The following is a 25,251-nucleotide window of genomic DNA, read 5'->3' as shown; positions in this document are numbered from 1 at the left end:
CCGAGACGTGAGGGTTACACGTTCTCGGCTTTTGTCTTTTGATTAATGACATCGTTGACAGCAGGAATATCTGCTGGGGCCCACAATAGGGAATGTAAATTGTCGCGTTTCAACCAAATTAATGCATCGTGTTCTGTCGCGATAGGTGTTCCAGATTTCAACTCGGCACGTAATGAAATCAATTGAATGATGAACGTTTCATATTCGTGGACATGTTCATTAATCACTTCGTGTGCCGTGATTTCACAAGCTAATTCTTCAGAAATCTCACGTTCAAGTGCTTCTTGCAAATTCTCACCGTCTTCAACTTTTCCACCAGGGAACTCCCACATGTTTGGGATCAACATATTTGTTGAGCGAAGGGCGCAAAGGATTTCTTGATTTTCATTTTCAATCACTGCTGCAACTACTTTTACTTTCTTTTTCATCATAGCAACCTCATTCTCTTCAGTATTCGTTGCACTCATCATAACATCTCTAGTGACTGAGAGTTGTCTAAGGGAGAAACTCTAAAAGTTTTCCGTACTTAACCCTTATCAAACATCACAAAAGCGTTATAATCAATATAACAATTATAAACGGGGCGAGTCGGCGAATGGGGATTTACCGAATCGTCTCATACACAAATCCAGGGGAGAAGGATGGGGTTTTCATGAGCAGTGTTCAAAAGAGAACAGACGTCATTTTGATTGGTGCAGGCATCATGAGTGCGACGCTCGGGTCGCTCTTTCAAGAGCTCGTACCAGAGTGGGAAGTCAAAGTGTTTGAGAAGCTCGAAAGTGCAGGGGAAGAGAGTTCGAACGAATGGAATAACGCCGGGACGGGACATGCCGCCCTCTGTGAGTTGAACTATACGACCGAGAAGCCGGATGGCACGCTCGATATCTCGAAAGCGATCAACGTCAACGAGCAGTTCCAAATCTCGCGTCAGTTTTGGGCGCATCTCGTCAATAAAGGCTTGATTCAAAACCCGGAAGCGTTCATCCGTTCGATTCCACATATGAGCATGGTCCAAGGCGAGAAAGATGTCGACTTCTTGAAGAAACGTTTGGAAGCGCTAACAAATAATCCGTTGTTTGAAGGAATGGTTTTATCGGATGACCCGGAACAACTCCGTGACTGGATGCCGATTGTCATGGAAGGTCGTTCCGTCGATGAGCCGATCGCGGCGACGAAAATCGATTCAGGTACCGACGTCAACTTCGGTGCGCTCACACGGATGCTGTTTGATCATTTGACCGGCCAAGGTGTCGAAGTCAATTACAAGCATAGCGTCGAGGACGTCAAACGGTTGGCGAACGGGCTGTGGGAAGTGAAGGTAAAGGATATTCAGGCGAACACAATCGAGACGCACACGGCGCCATTCCTGTTTATCGGCGGCGGTGGCGGCAGCCTGCCGCTCCTTCAAAAGACAGGCATCCCGGAGTCGAAGCATATCGGCGGATTCCCAGTAAGCGGTCTGTTCCTCGTCTGTAAGAACCGTGACGTCATCGAACAGCACCATGCGAAAGTATATGGCAAAGCGAAAGTCGGCGCACCGCCGATGTCGGTGCCGCACCTCGATACGCGCTTCATCGAAGGACGCAAAGAATTGTTGTTCGGACCGTTCGCCGGCTTTACGCCGAAGTTCTTGAAGACAGGCTCGAACCTCGACCTCATCCAATCGGTCAAACCGTACAACGTCGTGACGATGCTCGCGGCCGGGGCGAAAGAGATGCCGCTCACAAAATATTTGATTGAACAGGTGCTCTTGTCGCATGACAAACGGATGGACGAGCTCCGCGAATTCATCCCGACCGCGAAGAACGAGGAGTGGGAAATCGTCGTCGCCGGACAACGAGTCCAAGTCATTAAAGACACGCCGGATGGCAAAGGGACGCTCCAGTTCGGGACGGAAGTCGTCAGCGCCGAAGACGGATCGGTCGCAGCGCTGCTCGGTGCGTCACCGGGAGCCTCGACGGCCGTGCACGTCATGTTAAAAGTGCTCGAGCAGTGTTTCCCGAACCGGATGCCGGAATGGGAACCGAAAATCAAAGAGATGGTGCCGTCTTATGGCGTCTCACTCTCCGATCACCCGGAATTGTTCAAGACGATTCACGAATCGACAGCGATGGCGCTCGGCTTGAAAGAAAAAGGCGTCGTCCACAATTAAGCGAGTTCAGGCGAGGATATGAAAATATTCTCGCTTTTTCTTTTTGATTTTTGCATAAAAAAAAGACCTCTTCGCACGGAAGGGGCCAATCAAGTAGTGGCGACAGGTTCTTCGCTCAAATAAGCAGCAATTTGTTGATCGATAATTTCTTCCGACAATTCAAGCGCGAGCGAAAGTTCTTTCACGAGGATCGTTTTAGCGTTCTCTAGAATCTTACGGTCCTGTTCATATAACTTTTTGTTCAACAAGATAGCTTCGCTTTGGCGGCGAGCAAGCGTGTTGATGACTTGAGCGATGTCGTGACGGTTACCCGAGTGTACGACGTTCAAGAATTCGCGATTGCGGTTGTTCGGATGGGGATTCCATTCGACACCCGGCGAGCGGAACGATTCGAGGATCTCTTTTGCTTCTTTCGCTTCAAGGAGCGTCAACATCATCACTTTATCACTATCGACGGGGATACTGATTTGCAACTTCTGTGCGTTGTTGATGGGATGGAGCGTATAGTACGACTTCGTCTCACCCGCGACCGTCATGTCGGAAATGTCGTCAATGCGGCAAACTCCGTGGGTCGAATAGATGATTAAATCACCAGTTTTGAACAAATCGATCACCTCTTCCTTTCATCAAGTATAGTAGTTCATGACACGAAATGTCAACTCGGTTGACATTTGAGGTGAGATATGAGACAAAAAAATCCCTCCCAATCGTTAGGAGAGATTACAAATTCCAGTCGGCCTTCAACAACATTTTCAGTTGACGGAACGCGTCGTCACCGAGTGATTCGGCGATTTTTTGTTCGAGTTCAGCTTTCAGTGCCTCGTTCTGTTCGTAGCAACGGACCCCGAGTTCGGTCAATGCGATACATTTGTCTTTTCGGCTCGTCGGATGATCGGTCACCGTGACGAGTTCTTTCATCTTCAAGTTCTTGATGAGCTTATGAATCGCTTGGCGGGAGATGTGGACGTTGCGTGTCACTTCGGCAATGGTCGGCTTCGTCTTATAGATGCGGGCGAGCACGTACCATTCGGAGTTGGAGATGTAGATATCGTGTTGCTCGTTCCAAGCCCGTTCGCTGATGCGACGGATTTGGTCGTGACGCTCGCTTAGGAGATCGAGGAGTCGTGTCGTCGGTTCTGTTGGAGTCAAATTGGTCACTCCTATTCGTTTTTGTCGTTCCTAACTATACAAAAGCCGATGTGTCGCGTCAATGCGCAAACGAGATCGTCATCCTCCAATAAGATTTACTGATTTAGGGAACAGAAAAACAGAGGAGGGACTTTCATGCCGACACGTACTGACTTGTTTCAACGCTATAAACAACATATTCTCGAACTGCCCGACCTGGAGGAAGCGACACTGAAGAGTGAACCGTTCTTACTCGAGGAGGACCCGAACAAGCAACTTACAATCTATTACGCTCCGTTCGAATACATCAATCCGAACGCCAAAGTCGTCATCGCAGGGATTACGCCAGGACTGTATCAAATGCGGCAATCATTCGAGGCCATCCGCGATTTGGCGGACGCGCCCGACGAGGAAGCGCTCCGAGCCGTCAAGCAACGGGGCAGTTTCTCGGGACCGATCCGCAAGAACTTGGTGACGATGCTCGACGACTTGGAGTTGCATCGTCACCTCGGTCTCCCGACGACGCTCGACTTATTTGGCGAGGCGAACCATCTTGTGCAGAACACGGCGGTGTTGCCCTATCCCGTCTTCTATAAAGGGAAGAACTACAACGGGTCGAGTCCAGACATGTTGAAGACGGACTTGTTCCGGTCTTATGTCGAAGGCAGCTTCGCCGACGAGATGGCCGTCCTCGAGGATGCGCTCATCTTGCCGATGGGCATCAACGTCCGTCGGGCCGTCGAGACGCTCGTCGACAAGGGCATCATCGCGCCGGAGCGCGTCGTGAGCGGATTCCCCCATCCATCAGGGGGGAACGGCCATCGGCATCGCATCTTTGCCGAGAACCGTGAATCGATGCGCCGTCATATCGCCGACCATTTCAAACAGCATCCGCTGAAGTGAGCCGTCACCGTGCGGTTCTTTTTTTTGTGAAGCACCTCACCTGACAAGTTTTCTTTAGTTCGCTAAAATGGGGTACGAGGTTGACCCAGTTTTCCCATGAGAGAAAGGAACCGTCTATGATCACGTTAACGAATGTCAGCAAACAGTTCGGCCGCGACTTAGCCGTCCGTGACGTCTCGCTTCAAATCGAGCGGGGTGAGGTATATGGCATCATCGGCGCGAGCGGGGCCGGTAAGTCGACGTTGCTCCGGTTGATGAACCTGCTCGAGACACCGGATACAGGGCAAGTCACGATCGATGGCGATGAGTTGACGGGCCTGTCGAGTCGACAACTACGCGAGAAGCGGCACGTCATCGGCATGATTTTCCAACAGTTTAATCTCGTCGCGAACAAGACCGTCTATGACAACGTGGCCGCCTCGTTGAAGCTGGCCGGTCGACCGCGGGCGACGCATGAGGCTCGGGTGCTCGAGTGCTTGCGTTTCGTCGGGCTCGAGTCGTTCAAAGATAAATACCCAGCACAGCTCAGCGGCGGGCAGAAACAGCGCGTCGCCATCGCGCGGGCGCTCGCGAACGAACCGCACGTCTTGTTATGCGATGAGCCGACGTCGTCGCTCGACCCGAACACGACGGCCGAAGTGCTCGGCGTGTTGAAGTCGATTAACGAGCGACTTGGCGTCACCATCGTCATCGTGACGCATGAGATGGACGTCATCAAACAAGTGTGTGACCGCGTGACCGTCATGACGGACGGTTCGGTGTATGAGACGATTGACGTCATTCCGAGCGGGGTCGCAGATATCGATGACAATCCGTCCTGGTTCGTCAATCAACTGAAAAAGGCAGGTGAACCACATGCCTGAGGTGCTCCTGCAATACCAAACCGAGATTTGGCGTTCGATCGGGGAGACGTTCATCATGGTCGGCGTTTCGATTCTCGCGGCCGTCCTCCTTGGTTTGCCGCTCGGGACGTGGCTCTACTTGTCCCGGAAAGGGCAGCTGCTCGAGAATCGGGCCATCTTCTCCGTGCTCAACTTGGTCGTCAATATCGTCCGCTCGTTCCCGTTCCTACTACTCGTCGTGTTTTTGATTCCATTTACGCGGCTCATCATCGGAACGGCCATCGGGACGGCGGCGGCAACCGTGCCGCTCGCCATTATCGCCATCGCCCATTACTCGCGACTCGTCGAACAGTCACTCCTTGACGTACCGCGTGGCGTCGTCGAGGCGGCCGTGTCGATGGGGGCGTCCATTAAAGACGTCATCTTCAAGTTCCTATACGTCGAGGCCCGTTCCGGTCTCGTCCTCGGGCTGACGACGTCAATCATCAGCTTCATCTCGTACTCGACCATCATGGGGGTGGTCGGGGGCGGTGGCATCGGTGACTTTGCCATCCGTTATGGCTATCAACAATTTAAGACGGAGCTGATGATGTATATGATTTTAATCATGCTCGTCTTCGTCCAGATGATTCAGTTCACCGGTACGACGGTGGCCCGGCTCATCGACAAACGCTAATTACCTACAGAAAGAAGGAAAACCAATGAAAAAATTAATGGCGCTTTTCGCCTCACTCACACTCGTCCTCGCGGCGTGCGGGAACGATACCGAAACGAACACGACGGAAGCCCCGTCAAACGAGCCGCAGACGCTCAAAGTTGCATCGCTCATCCCACCGATGACGGATATGCTTGAAATCGCGAAAGAACAGCTCGCTGAAGACAACATCGAGCTCGAAATTGTCGTCCTCGGTGACAACGTCCAACCGAACACGGCCCTCGCAGCGAAAGAAGTCGACGCGAACTTCTTCCAACACGTCCCGTACATGGAAGAGTTCAACCGCAGCAATGACGCCAACCTCGTCCCAATCGAACCGATTTACTTCGCCAACTACGGTGTCTACTCGAAAGAGTATGACAACATGGACGATCTCCCGGAAGGCGCGACAATCGCCATCGCCAATGACGTGTCGAACATCGACCGCTCGCTCTCATTGCTCGCGCAACACGATGTGATTAAGCTCGGTGAGAAGAACGGGTCGTATTACACGCAAGCCGATATCACAGAAAACCCGAAGAACCTCAAGTTCGAGGAAGTCGATTTGCTCATGCTCGCGCGTGCGTACGAGGACGTCGATGCGGTCCTCATGACGCCGGCCTACGCGGCGCCACTCGGCTTGACGCCGAAGAGCGATGCCCTCTTGACGGAAGGTGTCGAGAACGACTTCGCCATCACGCTCGTAGCTCGTGAAGACAACAAAGATGAAGAAGCGATCCAGAAACTCGGCGAAGCACTCACAAGTGACGAAGTCCGTGCGTTCTTGGAAGAGAATTACGAAGAAACGGCGATTCCGGCGTTTTAATGAAAAAAGATTGAGCCCACGCGGCTCAATCTTTTTTAGTATTCCTCGTATTCTCTTGGGTCTTGATTATCGATGCGGCCGTCCGGCTTCGTCAGGGCGTTGAGCGTCTCCATCTCGTCCTCGGTCAATTCGAAGTTGAAGACGTCGAGGTTCTCTTTTTGGTGCAACTCGCTCGACGAACGCGGGAGCGGGATGACACCGAGTTGGACGTGCCAACGCAGAATGACTTGGGACACGGTCTTGCCTTTTTGTCTTGCTAGTTCCGCGATCGTCTCGTCATGCGTGACGGTCCGGGCTCGGCTCAACGGACTCCATGCCTCAGTGATGATGCCGCGCTCTTTGTCAGCCTGACGCTGCTCCACTTGGGAGAAGTATGGGTGGAGCTCGATTTGGTTGATGACCGGTGTCTCACCCGTCTCCTCAATCAAACGGTCGAGGTGATCGGGCATAAAGTTCGAGACACCGATGGAGCGAATCCACCCGTTCTCTTTCGCTTGGATGAGGGCGCGCCACGCCTCGACGTATTTGTCTTGCTTCGGGTTCGGCCAATGCAACAGAAATAAGTCCCAATAGTCGAGGTTCGCCCGGTAGAGCGATTCTCGAATCATCTCGAGCGCATCGTCGTAGTCGAAGTATTGGGCGCGAAGCTTTGACGTCAAAAACAGTTGCTCGCGCGGGATGCCGGATTGGCGAATGGCCTCGCCGACTGTTCCTTCATTGTCATAGCGAATCGCCGAATCGATGAGGCGATAGCCGTTGCGGATGGCGCTCGTGATCGCGTCGACGCCCGGTTCACCTCGTAAATAGACAGTGCCGAGTCCGATGGCCGGAATCTCGTAGCCGTCATGTAGTTTGATGGTTGGGATGTTCATAAAATGCCTCCTCATTCAAAATCCGTTCTCTTGTCCGATATTCCACTTTCCCGGGGAATCAAACGTTTGAATCGGTTGGAGAAAGCTAAAATGAAGTTGCCTATTTTCCTATTTTTGGGATAATTGAAGAGAGGTGATGGGGATGAAGTGGTGGTGGATGTTCGGGATATTGGCCATTGGAGGAATGATGTTCGTAAATGAGGCTTGGTATGGAAACTCGGCGGCGTTTGGAACGGCGACCAGTATGATTATCGTGGCGTTGATTGGCCTAAAGAGTTTAGAAAACCGATATCGTATAAGAATGGGAGTCATCTTTTCATTATTGATTGCTGGAGCGATTTACTTTGGGTTGCCGAGTTATTCAGTCGCCGAGGCGGAACATACTTTGAAAAGAGAACACAAGAACGTGACATATGTGAATGATCTCGGTGTATCGGACAGGGGATGGAACCCATTTCGACCGAATCGCGTCTACTTGTTTGAAATCGATTCTGGAGACAGGATCTTGTTTCTACCAGACTCGGGAGAAATTATAAAAACGCGTCCTCCAATGTGAGGACGCGTTTCCTATTAGTTGCGAATCATATAATCGAAAGCACCGAGTGCGGCCGTCGCACCAGATCCCATCGAGATGATGATTTGTTTGTAGGCGCTGTTCGTGCAGTCACCTGCTGCGAAAACACCTGGGACGTTCGTCGCGCCGTGACGGTCGACGACGATCTCACCAAAGTTGTTGCGTTCGACCGAGTCGAGCCAGTCCGTGTTCGGGACGAGGCCGATTTGGACGAAGACGCCTTCGAGTTCGACGTGATGCGTCTCGTTCGTCTCACGTGACAAGTACGAGATGCCGTTCACTTTGTCCCTACCCGTGATTTCTGTCGTCTGAGCGTTCGTGACGACGGTCACGTTCGGGAGGCTGTGGAGACGGTCTTGAAGCACTTGGTCGGCTTTGAGTTCGGCAGCGAACTCGAGCACCGTCACGTGTTTGACGATTCCAGCGAGGTCGATGGCTGCTTCAATTCCAGAGTTACCGCCACCGATGACCGCGACGCGCTTGCCTTCGAAGAGCGGGCCATCACAGTGCGGGCAGTAGGCGACACCTTTGTTTTTGAACTCGGCTTCACCTGGGACGTTGACGTTGCGCCAGCGTGCACCAGTCGAAAGGATGACACTCTTACTCTTCAAGACGGCACCGTTCTCAAGTTCGACTTCGACGAGGTCTTTCTTCTCGAGGCGCTTCGCGCGCTGGAGGTTCATGACGTCGATGCCGTATTCTTTCACGTGCTCTTCCAAGCTCGCGACGAGTTTCGGGCCTTCCGTGTAAGAGGTGCCGATGAAGTTCTCAATCCCCATCGTGTCCATCACTTGACCACCAAAGCGTTCCGCGACGATACCAGTCCGGATGCCTTTACGAGCCGCGTAAACCGCTGCGCTCGCACCAGCTGGGCCGCCACCGATGACAAGAACGTCATACGGTTCTTTGTTTTCAAATGCCGAAGCGTCAGGACCAGTTCCGAGTTTCGCCAAAATCTCTTCAAGTGACATGCGTCCGTTGCCGAACGCCTCGCCGTTCAAGAAGACGGTCGGGACAGCCATGATTTCTTTCGCTTCCACTTCTGCCTTGAACGCACCACCGTCGATCATCGTGTGTGAGATGTTCGGGTTGAGGACGCTCATGACGTTGAGTGCCTGGACGACGTCCGGGCAGTTATGGCAGCTGAGGCTGATATAAGATTCGAAGTGGTACGTGCCTTGAATGTTTTGAATCTGTTTGATCGCATCCGCGTCCACTTTCGGCGCCCGGCCGCTCACTTGGAGCAACGCGAGGACGAGTGACGTGAACTCGTGACCGAGCGGGATTCCTGCGAAGACGATTCCTGTCTCTTCAGACGGACGGCTCACGCTGAAGCTCGGTGTGCGTTCGAGCGTGACGTTCTCGACCGAGATGCGTGACGACATGCTCGCGAGTTCGTTCACGAGGTCGAGCATCTCTTTTGAGACCGCGTCGTCTCCAGCGCTGACACGGAGGACGACATCGCCCTCCATGAGCTGGAGATATTGGTCCAACTGTTGTTTAATATCTGCTTCTAACATGAAATCCGCTCCTTACAACTTGCCGACGAGGTCGAGGCTTGGGCGAAGTGTTGCAGATCCTTCTTCCCATTTAGCCGGGCAAACTTCGCCTGGGTTGTTGCGGACGTATTGTGCCGCTTTGACTTTGTTGACGAGTGTGCTCGCGTCACGGCCGATGCCGCCTGCGTTGATTTCTACTGTTTGGATGACGCCGTCTGGGTCGATGATGAACGTACCGCGGTCAGCAAGGCCATCTTCTTCGTTCAAGACGTCGAAGTTACGTGAGATTGTGTGTGATGGGTCACCAATCATGATGTACTCGATTTTGCCGATTTTCTCAGACGTTTCGTGCCATGCTTTGTGCGTGAAGTGTGTGTCAGTCGATACTGAGTAGACTTCGACGCCGAGGTTTTTAAGTGTTGCGTATTCGTTTTGAAGGTCTTCAAGTTCAGTCGGGCAGACGAATGTGAAGTCAGCTGGGTAGAAGCAAACGACGCTCCATTGACCTTTGAAGTCGTTGTCTGATACTTCGAGGAATTCACCTGTTTGGAATGCTTGTGCTTTGAAAGGTAAGATTTCTTTGCCGATTAATGACATGGGATATGTCCTCCTTGGTTTTTTACTCTAGTGGGATTCTACCTCTACTAGAATAATTATAATGTAATACTAACTTCATATAACCCGCCAAAAATGTCAAGGCGTTTGCATGTCTGGTAAAATGTTGATGTATCAACGTTAAACGGATAAATCGCTTGATGAAAGGAAAGAAAACGATTACAAAATAAATGTGATTTTGTTTTCAATAACCTATGCAAAAAAAATAAAACCTTACTCATAGATATAGATTTGCTGAAGAAATGAACACATGATTCTCGTAATAAATCGTCACATTATCAATTACAAATAAAAAACCTCAATCTAAAGCAGATTAAGGTTGTTGAATCTTATTGATGATATGTTGATTAAATTCTACTCTGTCTGTACCTTTATGCAGGCGAGCGTGACAGTTCGGACAAACTGCTACGACTTGATCCGGTTGCGATAAGCCATCATCGGATTCTTTATAGAGCGAGTGGAGCTCGAGATAAGGTCCGTTTTCCGTTTCAAACGGAGCTGGTTGCCCACAAGCTTCGCAACAGTTATTGGCACGAGCCAGCACATAATAAAGAAGCGCTGCTGTTTGTTCGCGAACTTGTAGCTTTCGTGCGGACATACTTAAGCCGGTGGCTCGTTTGGGATCGCGTGATGCAATTTCCTCTAACTCTTCAATCGGTTTATAACGCATCGTCGATGAGAATTGATGGGCCTCTTCCTGAATCACGTGTAACGGTTCAAAAGCAAAGACGATGACTTCTCGTTGATTATGATATTTATCAATTCCAAATTGAATATCGAATCCAATTAAAATGAGTTGATCGACAAAGCGATAAGTCCCTCGTCCGAGTGATTCAAATAAATAAACGTCTTCGCCGTTCTCTACATGGTTAAGGAGCGCTTTGTTGCCGAACGAGAACGATTGATTTCCTTCCTGTCCTTCTCCGCTGTAATAATAGAGGCCATCATCTTCGTTCCAACCATTTTTGTATCCAAACTCTTCGTCCATTCCACTATCGAATATAAAGATAAGTTTATGTTTGTTGGGGGTACTAATCCCTCGTTGTCGACTCCCACCATAACGATCGTGAAGTTCAGAGCGTTTATACAACTTATTTTTTTCGAACAGCATATGACACCTCATTCCCAAGAATTTCTTCTACGTTAAATTGTATCACGTCTCCATACGAATAAATGAAAAAGACAGAGGTCGCCCTCTGCCTTTCCATTATTCTGCCATCAACGCACACACCGCATTCGAATAGGCGACCGGGTCTTCAATCGGTAGCCCTTCGATAAGGAGCGCTTGCTGATAGAGCAAATCGGTATACTGTTTCGCTTTCGCTTCATCTTCCTTATAGGTGCGCTGTAACGTCTGGAAGATGGCGTGATCGGCGTTCACTTCAAGCACTTTTTCGGCTTTCATGCCGCCGCCATTCGGCATCGTGTTCAAAATCTTCTCCATCTCGATCGAGACGTCGCCGGCGACCGTCAAGCAAACCGGATGTGACTTGAGGCGTGTCGATGCGCGCACTTCTTTAACACGGTCGCCCAGTTCTTGTTTCATGAAGGCGAACAAGTCCTTGTTGTCCTCATTGAGGGAATGGGCCGCCTCGTCATCGAGCCCGAGGTCACCGCTCGCGATTGACTTGAACTCTTTGTCGTCATACGACTGGAGCATCTTGATGGCGAACTCGTCGATTTCTTCGGTGAAATAGAGAATCTCAAATCCTTCTTCTTTCAAGCGCTCCGCTTGTGGTAACAGGTCGATGCGGTGAATCGATTCACCCGTCGCGTAATAGATGTACTTCTGGTCGTCTTTCATGCGCTCGACATACTCTTTGAGCGTGACGAGTTTGTTCTCGTTCGACGAGTGGAACAAGAGCAAGTCTTTCAACTCGTCCTTGGCGGCACCGAACTGATCGTAGACGCCGAACTTGAGCTGACGGCCGAACGACTCGAAGAATTTCTCGTAGTCTTCGCGCTCATTTTGGAGCATCTTCTCGAGCATGCCTTTGATTTTCGACTTCACGTTTTTGGCGATGACGCGGAGTTGGCGGTCCTGCTGCAGCATCTCCCGGGAAATGTTGAGCGAAAGGTCTTCCGAGTCGACCATCCCTTTGACGAAACCGAAATAGTCCGGGAGCAGGTCAGGCGACTTCTCCATGATCAAGACGCCGTTCGAGTACAGCTCGAGCCCTTTCTCGAACTCTTTCGTGTAATAGTCGAACGGGACCGTCGATGGGATGTAGAGAATCGACTGATACCGGATGGAGCCGTCGACGTTCAAGTGAAGGTGTTTGAGCGGCTCGTCGAAGCCGTAGCGCTTCTCGTGATAGAACGCCTTGTAGTCCTCGTCCGAGAGCTCGCTCTTCCGTTTGCGCCAAATCGGCACCATGCTGTTGACCGTCTCTTCTTCGATATAGTCCTCGTACTCTTCTGAGTCGTCTTTTTGACGGTGCTTCGTCACGTCGAGCTTGATCGGATAGCGGATGAAGTCCGAATGCTTCTTGATGAGCGAACGGATCTCGTACTCTTCGAGAAATGATGAGTACGTCTCGTCGTCCGTGTCGGCTTTCACGTGCAACGTGATCTCAGTCCCGATGTCGGTCTTATCCGTCGGCTCAATCGTATAGCCGTCCGTACCTTCCGACTCCCACAAGTAGCCTTGTTCGCTGTCGACCGAGCGGGTGCGGACCGTCACACGGTCGGCAACCATAAACGCCGAGTAGAAGCCGACACCGAACTGACCGATGAGGCTGTGATCTTCTTCCATCTTCGTCGCCTGCTTCATCGCGAGCGAGCCGCTCTTGGCGATGATCCCGAGGTTCGATTCGAGCTCATCGGCCGTCATACCGATTCCGGTGTCACGGATGGTGATTGTGCGGGCGTCTTTGTCGAACTCGACTTTAATGAAATAGTCGTCCTTGTTGAAGTCGATCGCCTCATCTGACAAGGCCCGGTAATACATCTTGTCGATGGCGTCACTCGCGTTCGAGATGAGCTCACGGAGGAAGATGTCCTTATGCGTATAGATTGAGTGGACCATCAACTCTAAAATTCGTTTCGATTCGGCTTGAAACTGTTTCTTTGTCATGATCGTTCTCCTTTTTATTTGTTCGATTTTGGCACTCTCCCAATAAGAGTGCTAACACTATTGATTATCCTAATTTTTAGGAAGATGTCAAGGTGCTTACTAAAGTATGAAATATAAAAATAGACTAGATGAAGGGATTGCTTCACCTAGTCTATTATGAAAATCCTAAATTATTCGGACCAATAGTCCACGTATAATTGTTCGAAGTTATCAAACGAAAAACTTTTTGCTTCAGATTGAGCCTTTCCAAAGTAAACGTAAAGTTGAGTCGTGAATTCGTATTCTTCCATTCCGAATTCGTCATCATACTCCCCGACCCAATACATTTTCGTATCGTTCGAAGTAGTCGACAAAAATGATAACTTGTCAGATCCTGCATCTTCGATGAGAACTTTGCTATTCTCATCGACTGGCAGCGAAATCGTCTTTTCAATCGAATCAATTGAAGATCCGTCTTCCACATTAATATTTAACTGATCAACAGAAATTCCTAAACCTTCGTAATAAGTGGCTACACCTAACATGGATAAATAATCAATGACGCGTGTTTTAGCAATGGCGTTAAATTTAGGTGCATCGCCTTCTGAGAATTCACTATTCTCGATTTTTTCAAAAGTGGCGTTCACAGCGATAAGATCATTTTCTACAATACGTTCATTATTAAATGAAGCAGGGTTATATTCGAGGATGGCAGTATGCTCATTGGCAGAATCGCGAACTCGAACGGTAAGTGTTTGAATCCCAGCCTCTGAAGTTTGCGTGTTGTAAACGTGTGCGATGAAGGAAAATTCTTTTCCTGTATAGTCTGCCGGTTTCCGCAGAGTTTGATTGATATCGTTCCCTTTCAGCTCTGTAAGCTTGAAATTATGTGCAATAGCTTCAGAATCATCCACGTTTGTTGCATCTGCTTCCTTAGCCGTCTCTTCTGTAACTGGTTCAGTGCTTGAATCAGTCTCTGTTTCTACTGGTGTTTCTGTTGTCGAATCTACTAGGTCTTTACTCTCAGTGACAGCTTGTTCTTCCGTGGAATTACATCCTACCAGTAAAAATGATAAGGCCAACATGGTTAATCCTTTTTTCAAAACTTGTTCCTCCTATTTTTGGAAATGATTAATCTGTATGGAAATCAAAAAAACACAAATCAAATTATAACATCCAATTAATTGAAATTGATATTCTAAATTTGTGAACAATTATTCTTGACGTGATTCATGTAAACGTATATTGTTGAGTACATGCGATGAGCTGGTCTATGTAAGACGGCGGACATTCCTTCGGGAGCACGTTGTGGAGCGTGGTTCGACGCGGTAGACTTTTCGAGAGCACCTCTAGTGAGAGGTGCTCATTTTTTTGTATATGGGGGATTTTTATGGAGTTACATACAATCCATCACGTGGCGATTATCGCCTCGAACTATGACGAGGCGAAGCGGTTCTACATCGATATCCTCGGTTTCGACGTCATCCGCGAGCATCATCGTCCGGACAAAGGCGATCACAAGATCGACCTGCGGCTCGGCGCGTACGAGCTCGAGCTGTTCATCAAACCGGATAGCCCGAAACGGCCGAGCTTTCCGGAGGCGTGTGGGCTCCGTCATCTCGCCTTTAAAGTCGACGACATCGAGTCGGTCGTCGCCGAACTGAATACGCACGGTGTCACGACGGAACCGATTCGGTATGACACGTTCACGGGCGAGAAGATGACGTTCTTCTTCGACCCAGACGGTCTGCCACTCGAGCTACATGAATAAAGCCCCTTCACGCGAAGGGGCTTTCGTTATGGGCGCACATACGACAAGAGCATCTCTCGCAACACCCGTTGTTGGATGTGCGGTTCGATATCGTCCTCTAAATAACTGATGTGAGACTTCAAAATGATATTGTTGCCGAACGTACCGAACGCGTTGATGACGGTGACGACGGTCGTTTTCACGTCGATGTCACTTCGAAGTGAGCCGTCCGTCTTCCCGTGCTCAATGAGCGGTTCGAGCGTCTCCATAATCTCGCGCTGTAGTCCGATGTAGTTATCGATTCCGGGAAGGGGACTTACGACGAACGAGGCATGACTCTCGAACGCTTCACGGAAGCGAGAGTGACTCGTCCGTTTCATTTGTTGTTCGAGCAAATAGTCAATGATCGCCTCGAGTCGCGAGTACGCATCTCCCGTCCGGCTCGTCAATTCCTTGAACGCGTCGAGCGTCGGTGCCAAGTTACGGACAGCTGCTGCGACAATCAACTGATCTTTTTTCGGGAAATAGCGAAACAGTGTCGCGACCCCGATTTCGGCGGCATCAGCGATATCCTGCATTTGGACGCGCTCGAATCCGTCTTTCAGAAACAGGATTTCAGCCTGACTGATGATGCGATTTAATCGTTCTTCTTTGTTTTGTTGACGTTTACTCATATCATCACCTCTTTGTTCTCTTGTCATTATAACGCTTTGAAGCAGTTTCGTTGAGAATCGAATGTGCATCGACTACTATTATGATAGTTAGACTATCATAATTTAAGATTGGAGCTGGAACAATGCGGTTAACGGGGAAAGTAGCGGTCATTACGGGGGCAGGCAGCGGTATGGGTGAAGAGACGGCCAAACTGTTCGCACGCGAAGGAGCGACGGTTGTCGCGACAGACATCAATGTAGACGCGGTGACACGTGTCGTCGAAACGATCCGGGCGAACGGAGGAGAGGCGCTCGCACTTCAGCACGACGTCACTTCGCGCAGTGATTGGGAAAGAATTTATGATGAAGTGCAATCGGTGTGCGGGAAGCTTGATATTCTCGTCAACAATGCGGGCATCGCGCTTGCAAAACCGTTCTTGGAACAGACCGAGGACGACTGGGCACGGACGTATCGAATCAATATCGATGGCGTCATGCTCGGGACGCAGTATGCCATCCCGCTCATGGAGCAAAATGGCGGCGGTTCAATCGTCAACATCTCGTCAATCTCGGCGCTCACCGGTATGGCCGGGGCAGGTGCCTATACGGCTTCAAAAGGGGCCGTTCGCTCACTTACGAAGGCTGCGGCCGTCGATTACGGGAAGCACAATATTCGCGTCAACTCGGTCCATCCGGGCTATATCGTGACGCCGATGAGCGCGCCGCACATGGAGCACCCGGACTATAAACAGCATTTCCTGAATCAAATCGCTTTGCCGAATCTCGGTCAGGCGGGGGAAGTGGCTGCGGCTGTCTTGTTCCTTGCATCGGACGAGGCGAACCACATCACCGGAATCGAACTACCCGTCGACGGGGGTGTCACGGCCAAATAAGAAAAATCATTTGTCCAGGTCAGAGGAAATTCCTCTGACCTTTTTCATATTATTTTTTGAAAAAACCATATTAGAGATAGACAAATTGAGCGTTTCCTAAAATAATGAAATGAAGTGATTTTTTGGAGTTAATTGTTGGAACCTTCAAGCCATTATCTCGCATACATGAATTGACGGATCCGTCGGTCGTAGCTATGGACATGTAGAAATGAGGAAAACAGATGAAAGCAACATGGAAACAAGTATTATCATTCGTCACGGTGCTCATGCTCGTCTTGGCCTTGATCCCGCCCCACGTGAGCGCGGATGCAGGAGCGGGCATGCAAGATGCGAAGACGCTCAGCCCGGGAGTGGAGGTCGCGTTTGAGACCGGGACGGACGCAACGAATACATATTGGTTCAAGATGGAGCGGGGTGCCCCGTCATCAATGACACATATGGAAATCCAGTTCGAGTCAACAAAACTCGCAAACATCTCGGTCTATCCGAGCGCCGACATGGCAGCGAAAGATGAGACGTTCGAACAATATCGTTCGAGCGCGACACAAGAGGAAGAACAACAGGCGGCGACGATTCGTCTCCCGTATGCATGGGAAGGCCCGTACTACATCAAAGTGGAGTACCTTCCAATGACAGAAGACGCGGAGGAGGCCGCTGCGTCTGACATCAAGCTCGTCTACAACCCGGTCAAATTGCCGGTCAAATATGAGAACATCGAGACTGAGGCCGGCATGTGTGCCGTCGAGTCGATTTTGAATCCGACACCGGAGCGCGACTCGATGTTGAAGCTCATCCGTCGCATTCAGACGGAAGTGTTGTCGCAGTCTGAGGCCGGGAACGATTTGGCCGCCTTGTACTATCGCACGTCTCCGTACTTGATCAAAGCGATTGTGAAAGACGGAGCCAAACGTCAACAAGCGTACAATGATTTGAAGGCGCTACAGCCACTCATGAACGCGCTCGTCGACCGCAAGGCGTACACGCTCACGAAAGCGGATGAGGCTGCCATCAAGAGCTTGCAGGCCTTCGTGACGACAAACGTCCCGACCGCGTTACAGGCAGAAGTAAACAAAGTAGCAGCCACACTCGGCACAGGTACACTTGCCGGGACACCGCTTCAAGATGTGATGGTCAAATTCGGAGTATCGATTGAAATTGATGATGCCCCGCGTTATATCGTCAAATACAAGTCGTCACCGAGCAAGTCGCTCGGCAAGATGAACGCATTGTCGAACGTCTCGGCAGAACAGATCGATATCGGTCGCCCAGGTGACCACTTCGCGGTCGTCGATGTCGAGTCGGCGAGCACGAAAACGCAGGCGACGGCCAAGACGACGCTCGAGCGTGACACGAACGTCGAATTCATCGAGCCGGTCCAGACGTATCAAGCGTTCATGGCCGACACGAGTTACGACTATCAATGGTCACTCAACTCGAAATCGGTGTTGCAGCCATTCCAGGAAGCCGGAATCGGAATCGATGCGTATGAGGCTCTCAAATTGCCGGTCCGTTCGGTGAAAGTCGCCGTCCTCGATACGGGTGTCGACTATCGCCTCCTTGATTTCAAAGGACGGGTCGACATCGCCAACGAGAAAAATTTTGTCGACCCGAACGGGGAAGGCAGCGCGCTTGACGATCACGGACACGGGACACACGTGGCCGGCGTCATCGGTGCGATTCAAAACAACGGGACATCGATGCGCGGGATGATGCCTGCTGTCTCGATTCTCCCAGTCAAAGTGCTCGACGCGAGCGGTTCTGGGGATACGGAACAAATCGCGCTCGGAATCAAATATGCCGTCGATGCTGGTGCGAAAGTTATCAACATGAGCCTTGGCGGCAGCGAGAGCCGGACGATCGGCTACATGTTGAAGTACGCCTATGACCGCGGTGTCGTCGTCGTGGCGGCAACGGGGAATGATGGCGATTCAAGTCTCTCTTACCCAGCTTCATCGAAGTATACGATTTCGGTCGGTGCGACGAACACGTTCGGCATCGTCTCGGATTACTCGAACTATGGCTATGGGGTCGATGTCGTGGCGCCGGGCACGAAAGTCGCGAGTCTCGTCCCGAACGGAAACGTCGTCTATATGGACGGCACGAGTATGGCGACGCCACACGTCTCAGCCGTCGTTGGATTACTGCTATCGACACGTCCGGCACTCAAAGTCGAAGAGATTCGTCAGTTGCTCCATCGTACGGCAGAGCCGCTTGCTTTCTCTGGCGGGGATGCGACAGGTGGAATGAGCTATGAAGACGGCCTTGATTATTTCATGGAAGACTCGGAGGAAGAACTTCCGTTCAACTATGACTACATCAGCGGCTATGGCAAGGTTAATGTGCACCATGCGGCTTCGATGCTACGTCTCTACGCCAAGCCAGGCGTCGTCCGTGACAATTCGACGGTGTTTGCTGCTAGCGTGCAGAGCGGGACGACAGTGACGGTCTATAACGGCGAGAAACGTCTCGCGACCGGAACATCGAAACAAGCTCGTGTCGCATTGAATATCGGAGCTCAAAAAGCAGGCACGGTTCTCCGGGTCGTCTATAGCAACGGGAAGCTCGTCTCGAGCGAACGCCTTCTCGTTGTGAAAGGTGCCCGTGCGAAACAACCGACCGTCTCGACACCACGTGCGAACGCGAAGCAAGTATCGGGTCGCGCGGATGCGGGAATGACGGTCATCGTCCGAGACGCGAAGCGCCGCGTCATCGGAAAAGGGACGACCGGCCTCACGGGAACGTTCGTCACGAAGACACGCACCCTTAAAAAAGGGGAGCGCCTCTCGATCCACATCGAGGACGCGAAAGGTCGCGCGAGCCAGATGAAGCACGTCACCGTCAAATAAGTACACATGAAACAAGGAGTTCGCCGCCGCGAACTCCTTGTTTTTGTCTTCTACTCGAGAACACCGAGAAGCTCCATGACCAATAGAACGAACAATCCGGATCCAAGGACGGCTGCGAAGAAGACGAGCACGGCGTACTCTTTTTGTTTCAAGATGGCCCACCAGCCGGTCACGAACGCTCCGAGCCCGAGGACGGAGAACGTGGTCATATAGCTGAGCCGTAGCATGTTCGCGGCGTTGTCGCTCCAGAGCGTCGAATGGAAGGTCGTATCAAAGTTATCGAGCAGGAGGAACGGCACGTACATGGCAAGGAACAAGCCGATGAGGATAATCGACCACTTGCCGACCGAGGTACGAGGGAACAAGGCGCCATTCATGACGATTCACCTCTTTTCGTTACAAAATCATCTGTATAGGACTATTCCCGTTTTGGCGAAATGTTGACGGATTTCGTTGAAACGACATGATATAGTCGAAATGAGAGAGTGAGGGATGGCTATGGTGGAACAGTTCAAACTGAGACGGATTTGGGAAGACGTGTTGGAAATGGAAGTCGTATTGACGCTGAAAGGGAAATGGTGCGAGGTCACGGTGGACGAATATGTCACAGACGCCGACATCGAATCACTCGTCTCCACGTTACGGGCGTTCAATGCCCGGAACGGGAAGTCGCCCCAGACGTGGAGACTCAATGTTCCGCTCGTCCACGTCTCCTTGACGTTCGAACTGGCGAATGCGAGAGGGACCGTGCAAGTCAACGCCGTGGTCGAACAAATGAAAGGCGATGGGGGAGACATGAACGCGTCCTTCTTGTTCGAGACGACGATGGGGCAGCTCGATGATCTGAGCGCCCAGCTCAAACGTTTCATCCGTCGTGAGACCGACCATGTCGCATCGCTCCGACCAGAATAAAGCAGCCCGAGATGTCTCAGGCTGCTTTTCAATACCATTCTTTCGGTTCGTAATTCAATTCGCGGAACAACTGTTCGCGCTCTTTCTTCGATAGGTCGCGCCATTGTCCTGGCGGGAGCTTACCGAGCGTGACGTTCATGACACGCACGCGTTGAAGACGGTATACCTCGTAGCCGAGCACTTCACACATGCGACGGATTTGGCGGTTGAGTCCTTGCGTAAGCGTGATGTTGAAATCGAACTTCGACAGTTGGTGGACTTTACACGGCAACGTCTTCTGGCCGAGAATTTTGACGCCGGCTTCCATCTGTTCGACGAACTCCGGGGTAATCGGCTTATCGACCGAGACGATGTATTCTTTCTCGTGCTCACCCTCTGCGCGAAGGATCTCGTTGACGATATCACCGTCGTTCGTCATCAAGATGAGTCCTTCCGAGTCTTTATCGAGACGGCCGATATTGAAGATGCGGAGCGGGTGGTTGACGAGGTCGACCAAGTTGCCTTTGACCTTTTTCTCGGTCGTGCTCGTGATGCCGACCGGTTTATGGACGGCGATATAGACGTTGTTTCGTGCGACGCGGGCGGCCGAACCGTTGACGAGCACTTCGTCTCCTGGGTTCACTTGGTCGCCGATTTTCGCTTTCTTCCCGTTGATGGTGACCCGTCCTTCTTCGATGAGGCGGTCGGCTTGGCGGCGGGACGCCTTGCCGGATTCACTGATGAATTTGTTGATACGCATAGATCCACGTCCTTTTTTGGCTTCGTCCTCTCACTATAACGTATTTTACATGTGCCTGAAAGCGGGAAACGACCGAGTAGAGAGGATGTGGCACGATGGAGCAGGCACGTGTGCTATTGCAAGACGCGATACGATTTCAACAAGCGCTCATGACGTCGTCGTTTCAGGCAGAGCTGATTGATGGGGCGTCCCCGGTTCTATGGTACGGGCGACCGACGGAGGAACAATGGCTCACCATCGGGACGAACCCGTCGCGCGGAGAGTTTTTCGAACGGGACGGTAGCGTCAGAAGTGGGGAGTCGCAAAAATTTTATTGGCGTGACCAATCACTCGATGCCTATCTTCAAGACGAAAGGGCGCACGAAGCGACGCTTGAACACGCCGCGGCCTATTTTGAGGCCGGACGAGCGACGACGAGTTGGTTCGGCAAGCGGGGTGGGGCGAAACTGGAAGCGTTGCTGGAGGGCATGGGACGCTCGTTCTACGACGGGTCCGCGCTCCATGTCGACTTCTTCAAATATGCGACGTGGCGTCAGATGGGCCGGTTGCGGACGGGACGACAATGGATGGATCACCCGACGTCACTCGATTTGCTGCAACGGACGATCCGTTATGTGAACCCGTCTCGTCTGATTGTCCTTGGGCGGGACAACTGCGCGTCGTTTGAAGGATTCACTTACAGTGAGCGAATCGAGGCGTATCCGAGTGCCCGGTTCGAGCTTGGTTATCATACGACGCTCGGTGTCCCGATGGTCGGACTGCATTTCAAACCATCCGAAGTGTTCGTCGGTCTCGGGAACGGTCGAGACGTATTCGGACTCCATCACGGTTCGTACGCGAAGCGAGACCATCTGATTCGAATCGGGGCAGCCATCGAGACGAGCGCTCGTCGTTATTTTGCCTGAACGTCAAGCTTTGGCGGATGGACGCGCGTGATGCTGCCCCAAAAGTTGAACTCGTTGAAATCGATATAACGGACGTCACGTACCCGATTATCGAGCACCTCGAGCAAGATGACGTCGGGAAAGCCGGGTTTGCGGAAGATGATGTACCCGATTCCGGTCACAGAGTGATTTTTATAGAACCCGTTCGCCATATTCAAGATGAAGGGACGGTCGGCCGCGAGTTCGCGCTCGAACGTCGACCATTTCCATAGATAACGTGAGCTGCTATGCCCTTTGTAGCCGTAGTGGGCCCACAGTTTCGTGACGATTGTCGCGATGCGGGTCGGGGGTGTGCCTTTCTCGTCTTTGAACTGATGGGCGAGGGCGATCTCGCGGGCATCTTGTTGAATCTTGAACACGTCCTCAGGGATTTGGTCATAGCCTTGGTCACGGTAATAACGAAAGACGGCCGTCATCGAAGTGAGCGTACAATTGTTTTTGCCGCCGTTGAACGTTTTTTGCAGGAGCGCCGGAACTCCTTCAATCCGCTTTTCGGTTTTGATCGTCCAATGGCCGTGATAGCGGTCGTTCACATAAGCCACAGGGTCGACGATCCCGGCATAGCCTTTTTTCGCGACCTCGAGCTGACCTGCGTAATGATGTTCCATGACGCACCTCCTTTTTCTTTAGTATACAAACAACGCCTCTTCTCAGGAAACTACGAGAAGAGGCGTTGTGTCGTCAAAAGACCAAGTGGGCGATCCCGACGATAATAGGTAACGTGATAAACGTCCGGAGTAAGAAAATGAGGACGAGGTCAAAGAATGAAATCGGCAGTTTCGATCCGAGCAGCAGTCCCCCGACTTCCGACATGAAGATGAGCTGCGTGACCGATACAGTGGCGATGACGAACCGCGTCAGCTCACTCTCAATCCCGCTCCCGAGGACAGCCGGTAAGAACATATCGGCGAACCCGACGACCATCGTCTGAGCAGCCGCTTCGGCTTCAGGAACTTGGAGCAACATCAAAATCGGTTCGAACGGTTTACCGAGAATCGTGAAGAGCGGTGTATATTCTGCAATGACGAGCGCAATCGTCCCGACGGCCATGACGACCGGCAAGATACCGAGCCACATGTCGAGCACGTTTTGGAAACCATCCTTGAACGTGGCGACGGCACCTTTGCTAGATTTCGACTTCAACAGTGCTTGGCGCAACGCCCACGTCCGCATCTTCACGTTGGCCGGCACCGGTTCTTCCGGTTTTAGTTCAGTTTTTTCGTACGGTGTATCAGCCTTTTTCGACAACGGATAAATCCGAGGCATAATCAGCGCTGCGACAATCCCTGATAAGACAATCGCTCCATAGTATTGCAGGAAGTAAGCGTCGAGCTCCATATACGACAAGATGACGATGGTGAATGTGATCGAGACGACGGAGAACGTCGTGGCGATGACGGCAGCTTCTCGTTTCGTGTAATAGCCGTTCTCATATTGTTTCGTCGTCAAAAGAATCCCGATCGTCGCGTCCCCGACCCAAGATGCGAGCGAGTCGAGCGAGGCCCGGCCCGGAAGTTTGAAGAGCGGGCGCATCACTTTGATGAGCATCGTCCCGACAAACTCGAGCAGACCGAAGTTCAAGAGGAGCGGGAGCAACATCCCAGCAAATAAAAACGTCGCGAATAAAATCGGAATCAAATCATACAACAAGAGTCCGCCAGTGAATTCGGATGTGATCATCTCCGGTCCGATCACGAGAAGCGTCATCACCCCGGCAATAAAACCGACGACTCGCATCCCGAACCAGAACGGTGTGACGTTGAACAGGGAATTGAAGTGTGGCCGTTCTAGGATGAACGCCGGTTTAGCCAAATACGTCCATAATGATCCAAGCACTGAGATGCCCATCATGATGACGGCAAGCGTCGGAACGATCCCGCCGATGAGGTCGATCAACTGATTCGACAAGAGTGCGACCGGAATCGTAAATCCGTCCTCGGTCGGAACGGGCACGATGAAGAACATGAGGCCGATCAAAGAAGGAATTAAGAATTTCAGAAAGTCGTTGGACGTGAATGACGTCCCGCCTTGGTCAGGCTTGTTTGGTGTCTGATTCATGTGTTTTACCCCTTTTCCCCGAAAAAGTAGTTGGCGCGCCTCACTCGCATGTCCCCATCATGCGTGAGTGAATCGCTATGAAAGAATAGTTTCTTCTCGTTCATTATAGAGAAGGGGATACGTAGCAGGCAACAACTCGTTGCAATTTTCTGAAAAAAAGAAAACGGTCACACGAGCGAACTGCTCGTATTCTCGGGCTCACTTTAGTATGATGACGGCGAGTCTTACAAATTCGAGATATTCACCATATATACTTTAGGAACGGAGCGATACAGATGAGATTAAGTGTACTCGATCAAGCGCCGGTGACATCCGGCCATACGTCAGAACACGCGTTGCAAAGCGCGGTCGAACTCGCCCAAGTGGCAGAAGAACTAGGATATTACCGGATGTGGATGGCCGAACACCACGGAGGCATGTCGTTCGCGAGCTCGGCCCCGGAAGTCGTCGCAGCGTATATCGCCGCGAAGACGGAACGGATTCGTCTTGGGTCGGGTGGCATCATGATGATGCACTATTCGCCGCTCAAGATGGCCGAAGTGTTCAAGACACTCAGCGCGCTCGCACCGGGCCGTATCGACTTCGGGGTCGGCCGGGCACCGGGGGGAGACCCTAACGCCATCTACGCGATGTCACAAGGTCAAAAACCGATGATGGACGGTTTGTATGAAAAACTTGGAACGACGTTGCAACTGATTAACGACGAGACCCCGGAAGAGCGATGGTATAAGAACACGCCGGCCGCTCCGACCGGGGTGACGCTTCCTGAGGCGTGGCTCCTTGGATCGAGCGGAAACAGCGCCGTTCAAGCAGGGCGGATGGGGCTCGGCTATTCGTTCGCCCAGTTTTTCAACGGTGAACTGAGCGTCGATGCGCTCGACGCATATCGCCATCACTTCACCCCATCCGCGTTCATGGAGAAGCCCGACATTAGCGTCACGTATCTCGTCACGACGGCCGAGACAGAAGAGGAAGCCGAGTATTTGGCCCGTCCGTCGGATTTGTCGCGCTTGTTCTTGATGAAAGGCCAGCTCCGTCAACTGCTTAGTCCGGAAGCGGCGCACGATTACCCCCTCACCGAAGTCGATAAGATTCAAATCGCCAACAACCGCAAGATTCATCTTGTCGGGACACCGAAGCAAATCGCGACGCAGCTACAAGAAGAGTCGGCCCATTATGGATTTGATGAGGCGATGATTTGCAGCATCCAACATACGCAAGAGAGTCGTCTGAACGTCTACCGCCTCCTCGCCAAAGAGCTTCTCTGACCAAAACGCACCTGTCCTAACGGATAGG

The 25,251-nt window shown here is 51.5% G+C and carries 26 protein-coding genes; 12 read left to right on the top strand and 14 right to left on the bottom strand.

Going from position 1 to position 25,251, the window contains the following annotated elements:
* Positions 1-14: 14 nt before the first annotated feature.
* Complete coding sequence (locus tag KNP86_RS11880; RefSeq protein WP_214754526.1) at positions 15-428, bottom strand: (deoxy)nucleoside triphosphate pyrophosphohydrolase; 414 nt, start codon at positions 426-428, stop codon at positions 15-17.
* Between the two features lie 224 nt (positions 429-652).
* Between KNP86_RS11880 and mqo the strand changes: the two genes are divergently transcribed.
* Positions 653-2,152, top strand: coding sequence for a malate dehydrogenase (quinone) (gene mqo / locus KNP86_RS11875; RefSeq protein ID WP_214754458.1), 1,500 nt, complete (start codon positions 653-655; stop codon positions 2,150-2,152).
* Between the two features lie 89 nt (positions 2,153-2,241).
* On the opposite strand, the gene KNP86_RS11870 is transcribed toward mqo, so the two are convergent.
* Together KNP86_RS11870 and KNP86_RS11865 are read right to left on the bottom strand one after the other, a co-directional pair.
* Entirely contained in the window at positions 2,242-2,766 is a 525-nt protein-coding gene (locus tag KNP86_RS11870) for a CarD family transcriptional regulator (RefSeq protein ID WP_131472030.1), read from the bottom strand.
* A gap of 106 nt (positions 2,767-2,872) precedes the next feature.
* The gene (locus tag KNP86_RS11865) at positions 2,873-3,301 is read right to left on the bottom strand and encodes a MarR family winged helix-turn-helix transcriptional regulator (RefSeq protein ID WP_214754456.1); all 429 of its coding nucleotides are present in this window, start codon (positions 3,299-3,301) and stop codon (positions 2,873-2,875) included.
* A gap of 135 nt (positions 3,302-3,436) precedes the next feature.
* Here KNP86_RS11865 and KNP86_RS11860 point away from each other — a divergent pair, with 135 nt between their 5' ends.
* The 4 genes from KNP86_RS11860 to KNP86_RS11845 all read left to right on the top strand — a co-directional run bounded on the left by KNP86_RS11860 (position 3,437) and on the right by KNP86_RS11845 (position 6,545).
* The gene (locus KNP86_RS11860) at positions 3,437-4,183 is read left to right on the top strand and encodes a hypothetical protein (RefSeq protein ID WP_214754454.1); all 747 of its coding nucleotides are present in this window, start codon (positions 3,437-3,439) and stop codon (positions 4,181-4,183) included.
* 116 nt (positions 4,184-4,299) lie between these two features.
* Positions 4,300-5,046, top strand: a complete 747-nt coding sequence (locus KNP86_RS11855) for a methionine ABC transporter ATP-binding protein (RefSeq protein WP_214754451.1) — start codon at positions 4,300-4,302, stop codon at positions 5,044-5,046.
* Positions 5,039-5,701, top strand: coding sequence for a methionine ABC transporter permease (locus KNP86_RS11850; protein WP_214754449.1), 663 nt, complete (start codon positions 5,039-5,041; stop codon positions 5,699-5,701). Before KNP86_RS11855 ends, KNP86_RS11850 begins: the two co-directional genes overlap by 8 nt.
* A gap of 25 nt (positions 5,702-5,726) precedes the next feature.
* The gene (locus KNP86_RS11845; protein ID WP_214754447.1) at positions 5,727-6,545 is read left to right on the top strand and encodes a MetQ/NlpA family ABC transporter substrate-binding protein; all 819 of its coding nucleotides are present in this window, start codon (positions 5,727-5,729) and stop codon (positions 6,543-6,545) included.
* A 35-nt stretch (positions 6,546-6,580) separates the two neighbouring features.
* Here KNP86_RS11845 and KNP86_RS11840 read toward each other — a convergent pair whose 3' ends face one another.
* Positions 6,581-7,417, bottom strand: a complete 837-nt coding sequence (locus KNP86_RS11840; protein ID WP_214754445.1) for an aldo/keto reductase — start codon at positions 7,415-7,417, stop codon at positions 6,581-6,583.
* Positions 7,418-7,559: 142 nt separating this feature from the next.
* Between KNP86_RS11840 and KNP86_RS11835 the strand changes: the two genes are divergently transcribed.
* Positions 7,560-7,973 carry a hypothetical protein gene (locus tag KNP86_RS11835; RefSeq protein ID WP_214754443.1) on the top strand — a complete coding sequence of 138 codons (414 nt, stop codon included), beginning with the start codon at positions 7,560-7,562 and terminating at the stop codon, positions 7,971-7,973.
* Between the two features lie 14 nt (positions 7,974-7,987).
* On the opposite strand, the gene ahpF is transcribed toward KNP86_RS11835, so the two are convergent.
* The 5 genes from ahpF to KNP86_RS11810 form a co-directional block, all read right to left on the bottom strand.
* Positions 7,988-9,511 carry an alkyl hydroperoxide reductase subunit F gene (gene ahpF / locus KNP86_RS11830; protein ID WP_214754441.1) on the bottom strand — a complete coding sequence of 508 codons (1,524 nt, stop codon included), beginning with the start codon at positions 9,509-9,511 and terminating at the stop codon, positions 7,988-7,990.
* Between the two features lie 12 nt (positions 9,512-9,523).
* Positions 9,524-10,087, bottom strand: a complete 564-nt coding sequence (gene ahpC / locus KNP86_RS11825; RefSeq protein ID WP_021067918.1) for an alkyl hydroperoxide reductase subunit C — start codon at positions 10,085-10,087, stop codon at positions 9,524-9,526.
* Positions 10,088-10,418: 331 nt separating this feature from the next.
* The gene (locus KNP86_RS11820; RefSeq protein WP_214754439.1) at positions 10,419-11,216 is read right to left on the bottom strand and encodes an SRA domain-containing endonuclease; all 798 of its coding nucleotides are present in this window, start codon (positions 11,214-11,216) and stop codon (positions 10,419-10,421) included.
* 96 nt (positions 11,217-11,312) lie between these two features.
* A complete protein-coding gene (gene htpG, locus KNP86_RS11815) occupies positions 11,313-13,181 on the bottom strand; it encodes a molecular chaperone HtpG (RefSeq protein ID WP_214754437.1) in 1,869 nt (622 codons plus the stop codon).
* Between the two features lie 170 nt (positions 13,182-13,351).
* A complete protein-coding gene (locus tag KNP86_RS11810; protein WP_214754435.1) occupies positions 13,352-14,263 on the bottom strand; it encodes a hypothetical protein in 912 nt (303 codons plus the stop codon).
* Between the two features lie 287 nt (positions 14,264-14,550).
* On the opposite strand from KNP86_RS11810, the gene gloA2 reads away from it, so the two are divergent.
* Positions 14,551-14,931 carry an SMU1112c/YaeR family gloxylase I-like metalloprotein gene (gloA2, locus tag KNP86_RS11805; RefSeq protein ID WP_214754433.1) on the top strand — a complete coding sequence of 127 codons (381 nt, stop codon included), beginning with the start codon at positions 14,551-14,553 and terminating at the stop codon, positions 14,929-14,931.
* Positions 14,932-14,957: 26 nt separating this feature from the next.
* Here the strand turns inward: gloA2 and KNP86_RS11800 are convergent, their stop codons facing one another.
* Complete coding sequence (locus KNP86_RS11800) at positions 14,958-15,584, bottom strand: TetR/AcrR family transcriptional regulator (protein WP_214754431.1); 627 nt, start codon at positions 15,582-15,584, stop codon at positions 14,958-14,960.
* A 122-nt stretch (positions 15,585-15,706) separates the two neighbouring features.
* Here KNP86_RS11800 and KNP86_RS11795 point away from each other — a divergent pair, with 122 nt between their 5' ends.
* Together KNP86_RS11795 and KNP86_RS11790 are read left to right on the top strand one after the other, a co-directional pair.
* Positions 15,707-16,456: an SDR family NAD(P)-dependent oxidoreductase gene (locus KNP86_RS11795; RefSeq protein WP_214710772.1), complete on the top strand. Its 750-nt coding sequence runs from the start codon at positions 15,707-15,709 to the stop codon at positions 16,454-16,456.
* A 221-nt stretch (positions 16,457-16,677) separates the two neighbouring features.
* Complete coding sequence (locus KNP86_RS11790; RefSeq protein WP_214754430.1) at positions 16,678-19,302, top strand: S8 family peptidase; 2,625 nt, start codon at positions 16,678-16,680, stop codon at positions 19,300-19,302.
* Positions 19,303-19,352: 50 nt separating this feature from the next.
* On the opposite strand, the gene KNP86_RS11785 is transcribed toward KNP86_RS11790, so the two are convergent.
* Positions 19,353-19,679 carry a hypothetical protein gene (locus KNP86_RS11785; RefSeq protein WP_214754429.1) on the bottom strand — a complete coding sequence of 109 codons (327 nt, stop codon included), beginning with the start codon at positions 19,677-19,679 and terminating at the stop codon, positions 19,353-19,355.
* A gap of 115 nt (positions 19,680-19,794) precedes the next feature.
* Between KNP86_RS11785 and KNP86_RS11780 the strand changes: the two genes are divergently transcribed.
* Positions 19,795-20,214, top strand: a complete 420-nt coding sequence (locus KNP86_RS11780) for a hypothetical protein (RefSeq protein WP_214754428.1) — start codon at positions 19,795-19,797, stop codon at positions 20,212-20,214.
* A gap of 28 nt (positions 20,215-20,242) precedes the next feature.
* Here KNP86_RS11780 and rluF read toward each other — a convergent pair whose 3' ends face one another.
* Positions 20,243-20,953: a 23S rRNA pseudouridine(2604) synthase RluF gene (rluF, locus tag KNP86_RS11775; protein WP_214754426.1), complete on the bottom strand. Its 711-nt coding sequence runs from the start codon at positions 20,951-20,953 to the stop codon at positions 20,243-20,245.
* 95 nt (positions 20,954-21,048) lie between these two features.
* Here rluF and KNP86_RS11770 point away from each other — a divergent pair, with 95 nt between their 5' ends.
* Positions 21,049-21,858: a hypothetical protein gene (locus KNP86_RS11770; protein WP_214754424.1), complete on the top strand. Its 810-nt coding sequence runs from the start codon at positions 21,049-21,051 to the stop codon at positions 21,856-21,858.
* Here KNP86_RS11770 and KNP86_RS11765 read toward each other — a convergent pair.
* Both KNP86_RS11765 and KNP86_RS11760 read right to left on the bottom strand, forming a co-directional pair.
* Complete coding sequence (locus KNP86_RS11765; protein WP_214754422.1) at positions 21,846-22,505, bottom strand: C39 family peptidase; 660 nt, start codon at positions 22,503-22,505, stop codon at positions 21,846-21,848. The genes KNP86_RS11770 and KNP86_RS11765 overlap by 13 nt on opposite strands.
* A gap of 73 nt (positions 22,506-22,578) precedes the next feature.
* Positions 22,579-23,955, bottom strand: a complete 1,377-nt coding sequence (locus tag KNP86_RS11760; protein ID WP_214754421.1) for a YjiH family protein — start codon at positions 23,953-23,955, stop codon at positions 22,579-22,581.
* 275 nt (positions 23,956-24,230) lie between these two features.
* On the opposite strand from KNP86_RS11760, the gene KNP86_RS11755 reads away from it, so the two are divergent.
* Entirely contained in the window at positions 24,231-25,223 is a 993-nt protein-coding gene (locus tag KNP86_RS11755; protein WP_214754419.1) for an LLM class flavin-dependent oxidoreductase, read from the top strand.
* Positions 25,224-25,251 lie beyond the last annotated feature (28 nt).

Source organism: Exiguobacterium sp. s16, from assembly GCF_018618115.1.
GTDB lineage: Bacteria > Bacillota > Bacilli > Exiguobacteriales > Exiguobacteriaceae > Exiguobacterium > Exiguobacterium mexicanum_A.
This window is presented reverse-complemented; position numbering and strand designations above follow the sequence as displayed.

What these genes read in the sequence shown, in the direction of transcription:
- KNP86_RS11880 (WP_214754526.1), bottom strand. Translation starts at nt 428, where the DNA reads ATGAAAAAGAAAGTAAAAGTAGTTGCAGCAGTGATTGAAAATGAAAAT.
- mqo (WP_214754458.1), top strand. Translation starts at nt 653, where the DNA reads ATGAGCAGTGTTCAAAAGAGAACAGACGTCATTTTGATTGGTGCAGGC.
- KNP86_RS11860 (WP_214754454.1), top strand. Translation starts at nt 3,437, where the DNA reads ATGCCGACACGTACTGACTTGTTTCAACGCTATAAACAACATATTCTC.
- KNP86_RS11855 (WP_214754451.1), top strand. Translation starts at nt 4,300, where the DNA reads ATGATCACGTTAACGAATGTCAGCAAACAGTTCGGCCGCGACTTAGCC.
- KNP86_RS11850 (WP_214754449.1), top strand. Translation starts at nt 5,039, where the DNA reads ATGCCTGAGGTGCTCCTGCAATACCAAACCGAGATTTGGCGTTCGATC.
- KNP86_RS11845 (WP_214754447.1), top strand. Translation starts at nt 5,727, where the DNA reads ATGAAAAAATTAATGGCGCTTTTCGCCTCACTCACACTCGTCCTCGCG.
- KNP86_RS11840 (WP_214754445.1), bottom strand. Translation starts at nt 7,417, where the DNA reads ATGAACATCCCAACCATCAAACTACATGACGGCTACGAGATTCCGGCC.
- KNP86_RS11835 (WP_214754443.1), top strand. Translation starts at nt 7,560, where the DNA reads ATGAAGTGGTGGTGGATGTTCGGGATATTGGCCATTGGAGGAATGATG.
- ahpF (WP_214754441.1), bottom strand. Translation starts at nt 9,511, where the DNA reads ATGTTAGAAGCAGATATTAAACAACAGTTGGACCAATATCTCCAGCTC.
- ahpC (WP_021067918.1), bottom strand. Translation starts at nt 10,087, where the DNA reads ATGTCATTAATCGGCAAAGAAATCTTACCTTTCAAAGCACAAGCATTC.
- KNP86_RS11820 (WP_214754439.1), bottom strand. Translation starts at nt 11,216, where the DNA reads ATGCTGTTCGAAAAAAATAAGTTGTATAAACGCTCTGAACTTCACGAT.
- htpG (WP_214754437.1), bottom strand. Translation starts at nt 13,181, where the DNA reads ATGACAAAGAAACAGTTTCAAGCCGAATCGAAACGAATTTTAGAGTTG.
- gloA2 (WP_214754433.1), top strand. Translation starts at nt 14,551, where the DNA reads ATGGAGTTACATACAATCCATCACGTGGCGATTATCGCCTCGAACTAT.
- KNP86_RS11800 (WP_214754431.1), bottom strand. Translation starts at nt 15,584, where the DNA reads ATGAGTAAACGTCAACAAAACAAAGAAGAACGATTAAATCGCATCATC.
- KNP86_RS11795 (WP_214710772.1), top strand. Translation starts at nt 15,707, where the DNA reads ATGCGGTTAACGGGGAAAGTAGCGGTCATTACGGGGGCAGGCAGCGGT.
- KNP86_RS11790 (WP_214754430.1), top strand. Translation starts at nt 16,678, where the DNA reads ATGAAAGCAACATGGAAACAAGTATTATCATTCGTCACGGTGCTCATG.
- KNP86_RS11785 (WP_214754429.1), bottom strand. Translation starts at nt 19,679, where the DNA reads ATGAATGGCGCCTTGTTCCCTCGTACCTCGGTCGGCAAGTGGTCGATT.
- KNP86_RS11780 (WP_214754428.1), top strand. Translation starts at nt 19,795, where the DNA reads ATGGCTATGGTGGAACAGTTCAAACTGAGACGGATTTGGGAAGACGTG.
- rluF (WP_214754426.1), bottom strand. Translation starts at nt 20,953, where the DNA reads ATGCGTATCAACAAATTCATCAGTGAATCCGGCAAGGCGTCCCGCCGC.
- KNP86_RS11770 (WP_214754424.1), top strand. Translation starts at nt 21,049, where the DNA reads ATGGAGCAGGCACGTGTGCTATTGCAAGACGCGATACGATTTCAACAA.
- KNP86_RS11765 (WP_214754422.1), bottom strand. Translation starts at nt 22,505, where the DNA reads ATGGAACATCATTACGCAGGTCAGCTCGAGGTCGCGAAAAAAGGCTAT.
- KNP86_RS11760 (WP_214754421.1), bottom strand. Translation starts at nt 23,955, where the DNA reads ATGAATCAGACACCAAACAAGCCTGACCAAGGCGGGACGTCATTCACG.
- KNP86_RS11755 (WP_214754419.1), top strand. Translation starts at nt 24,231, where the DNA reads ATGAGATTAAGTGTACTCGATCAAGCGCCGGTGACATCCGGCCATACG.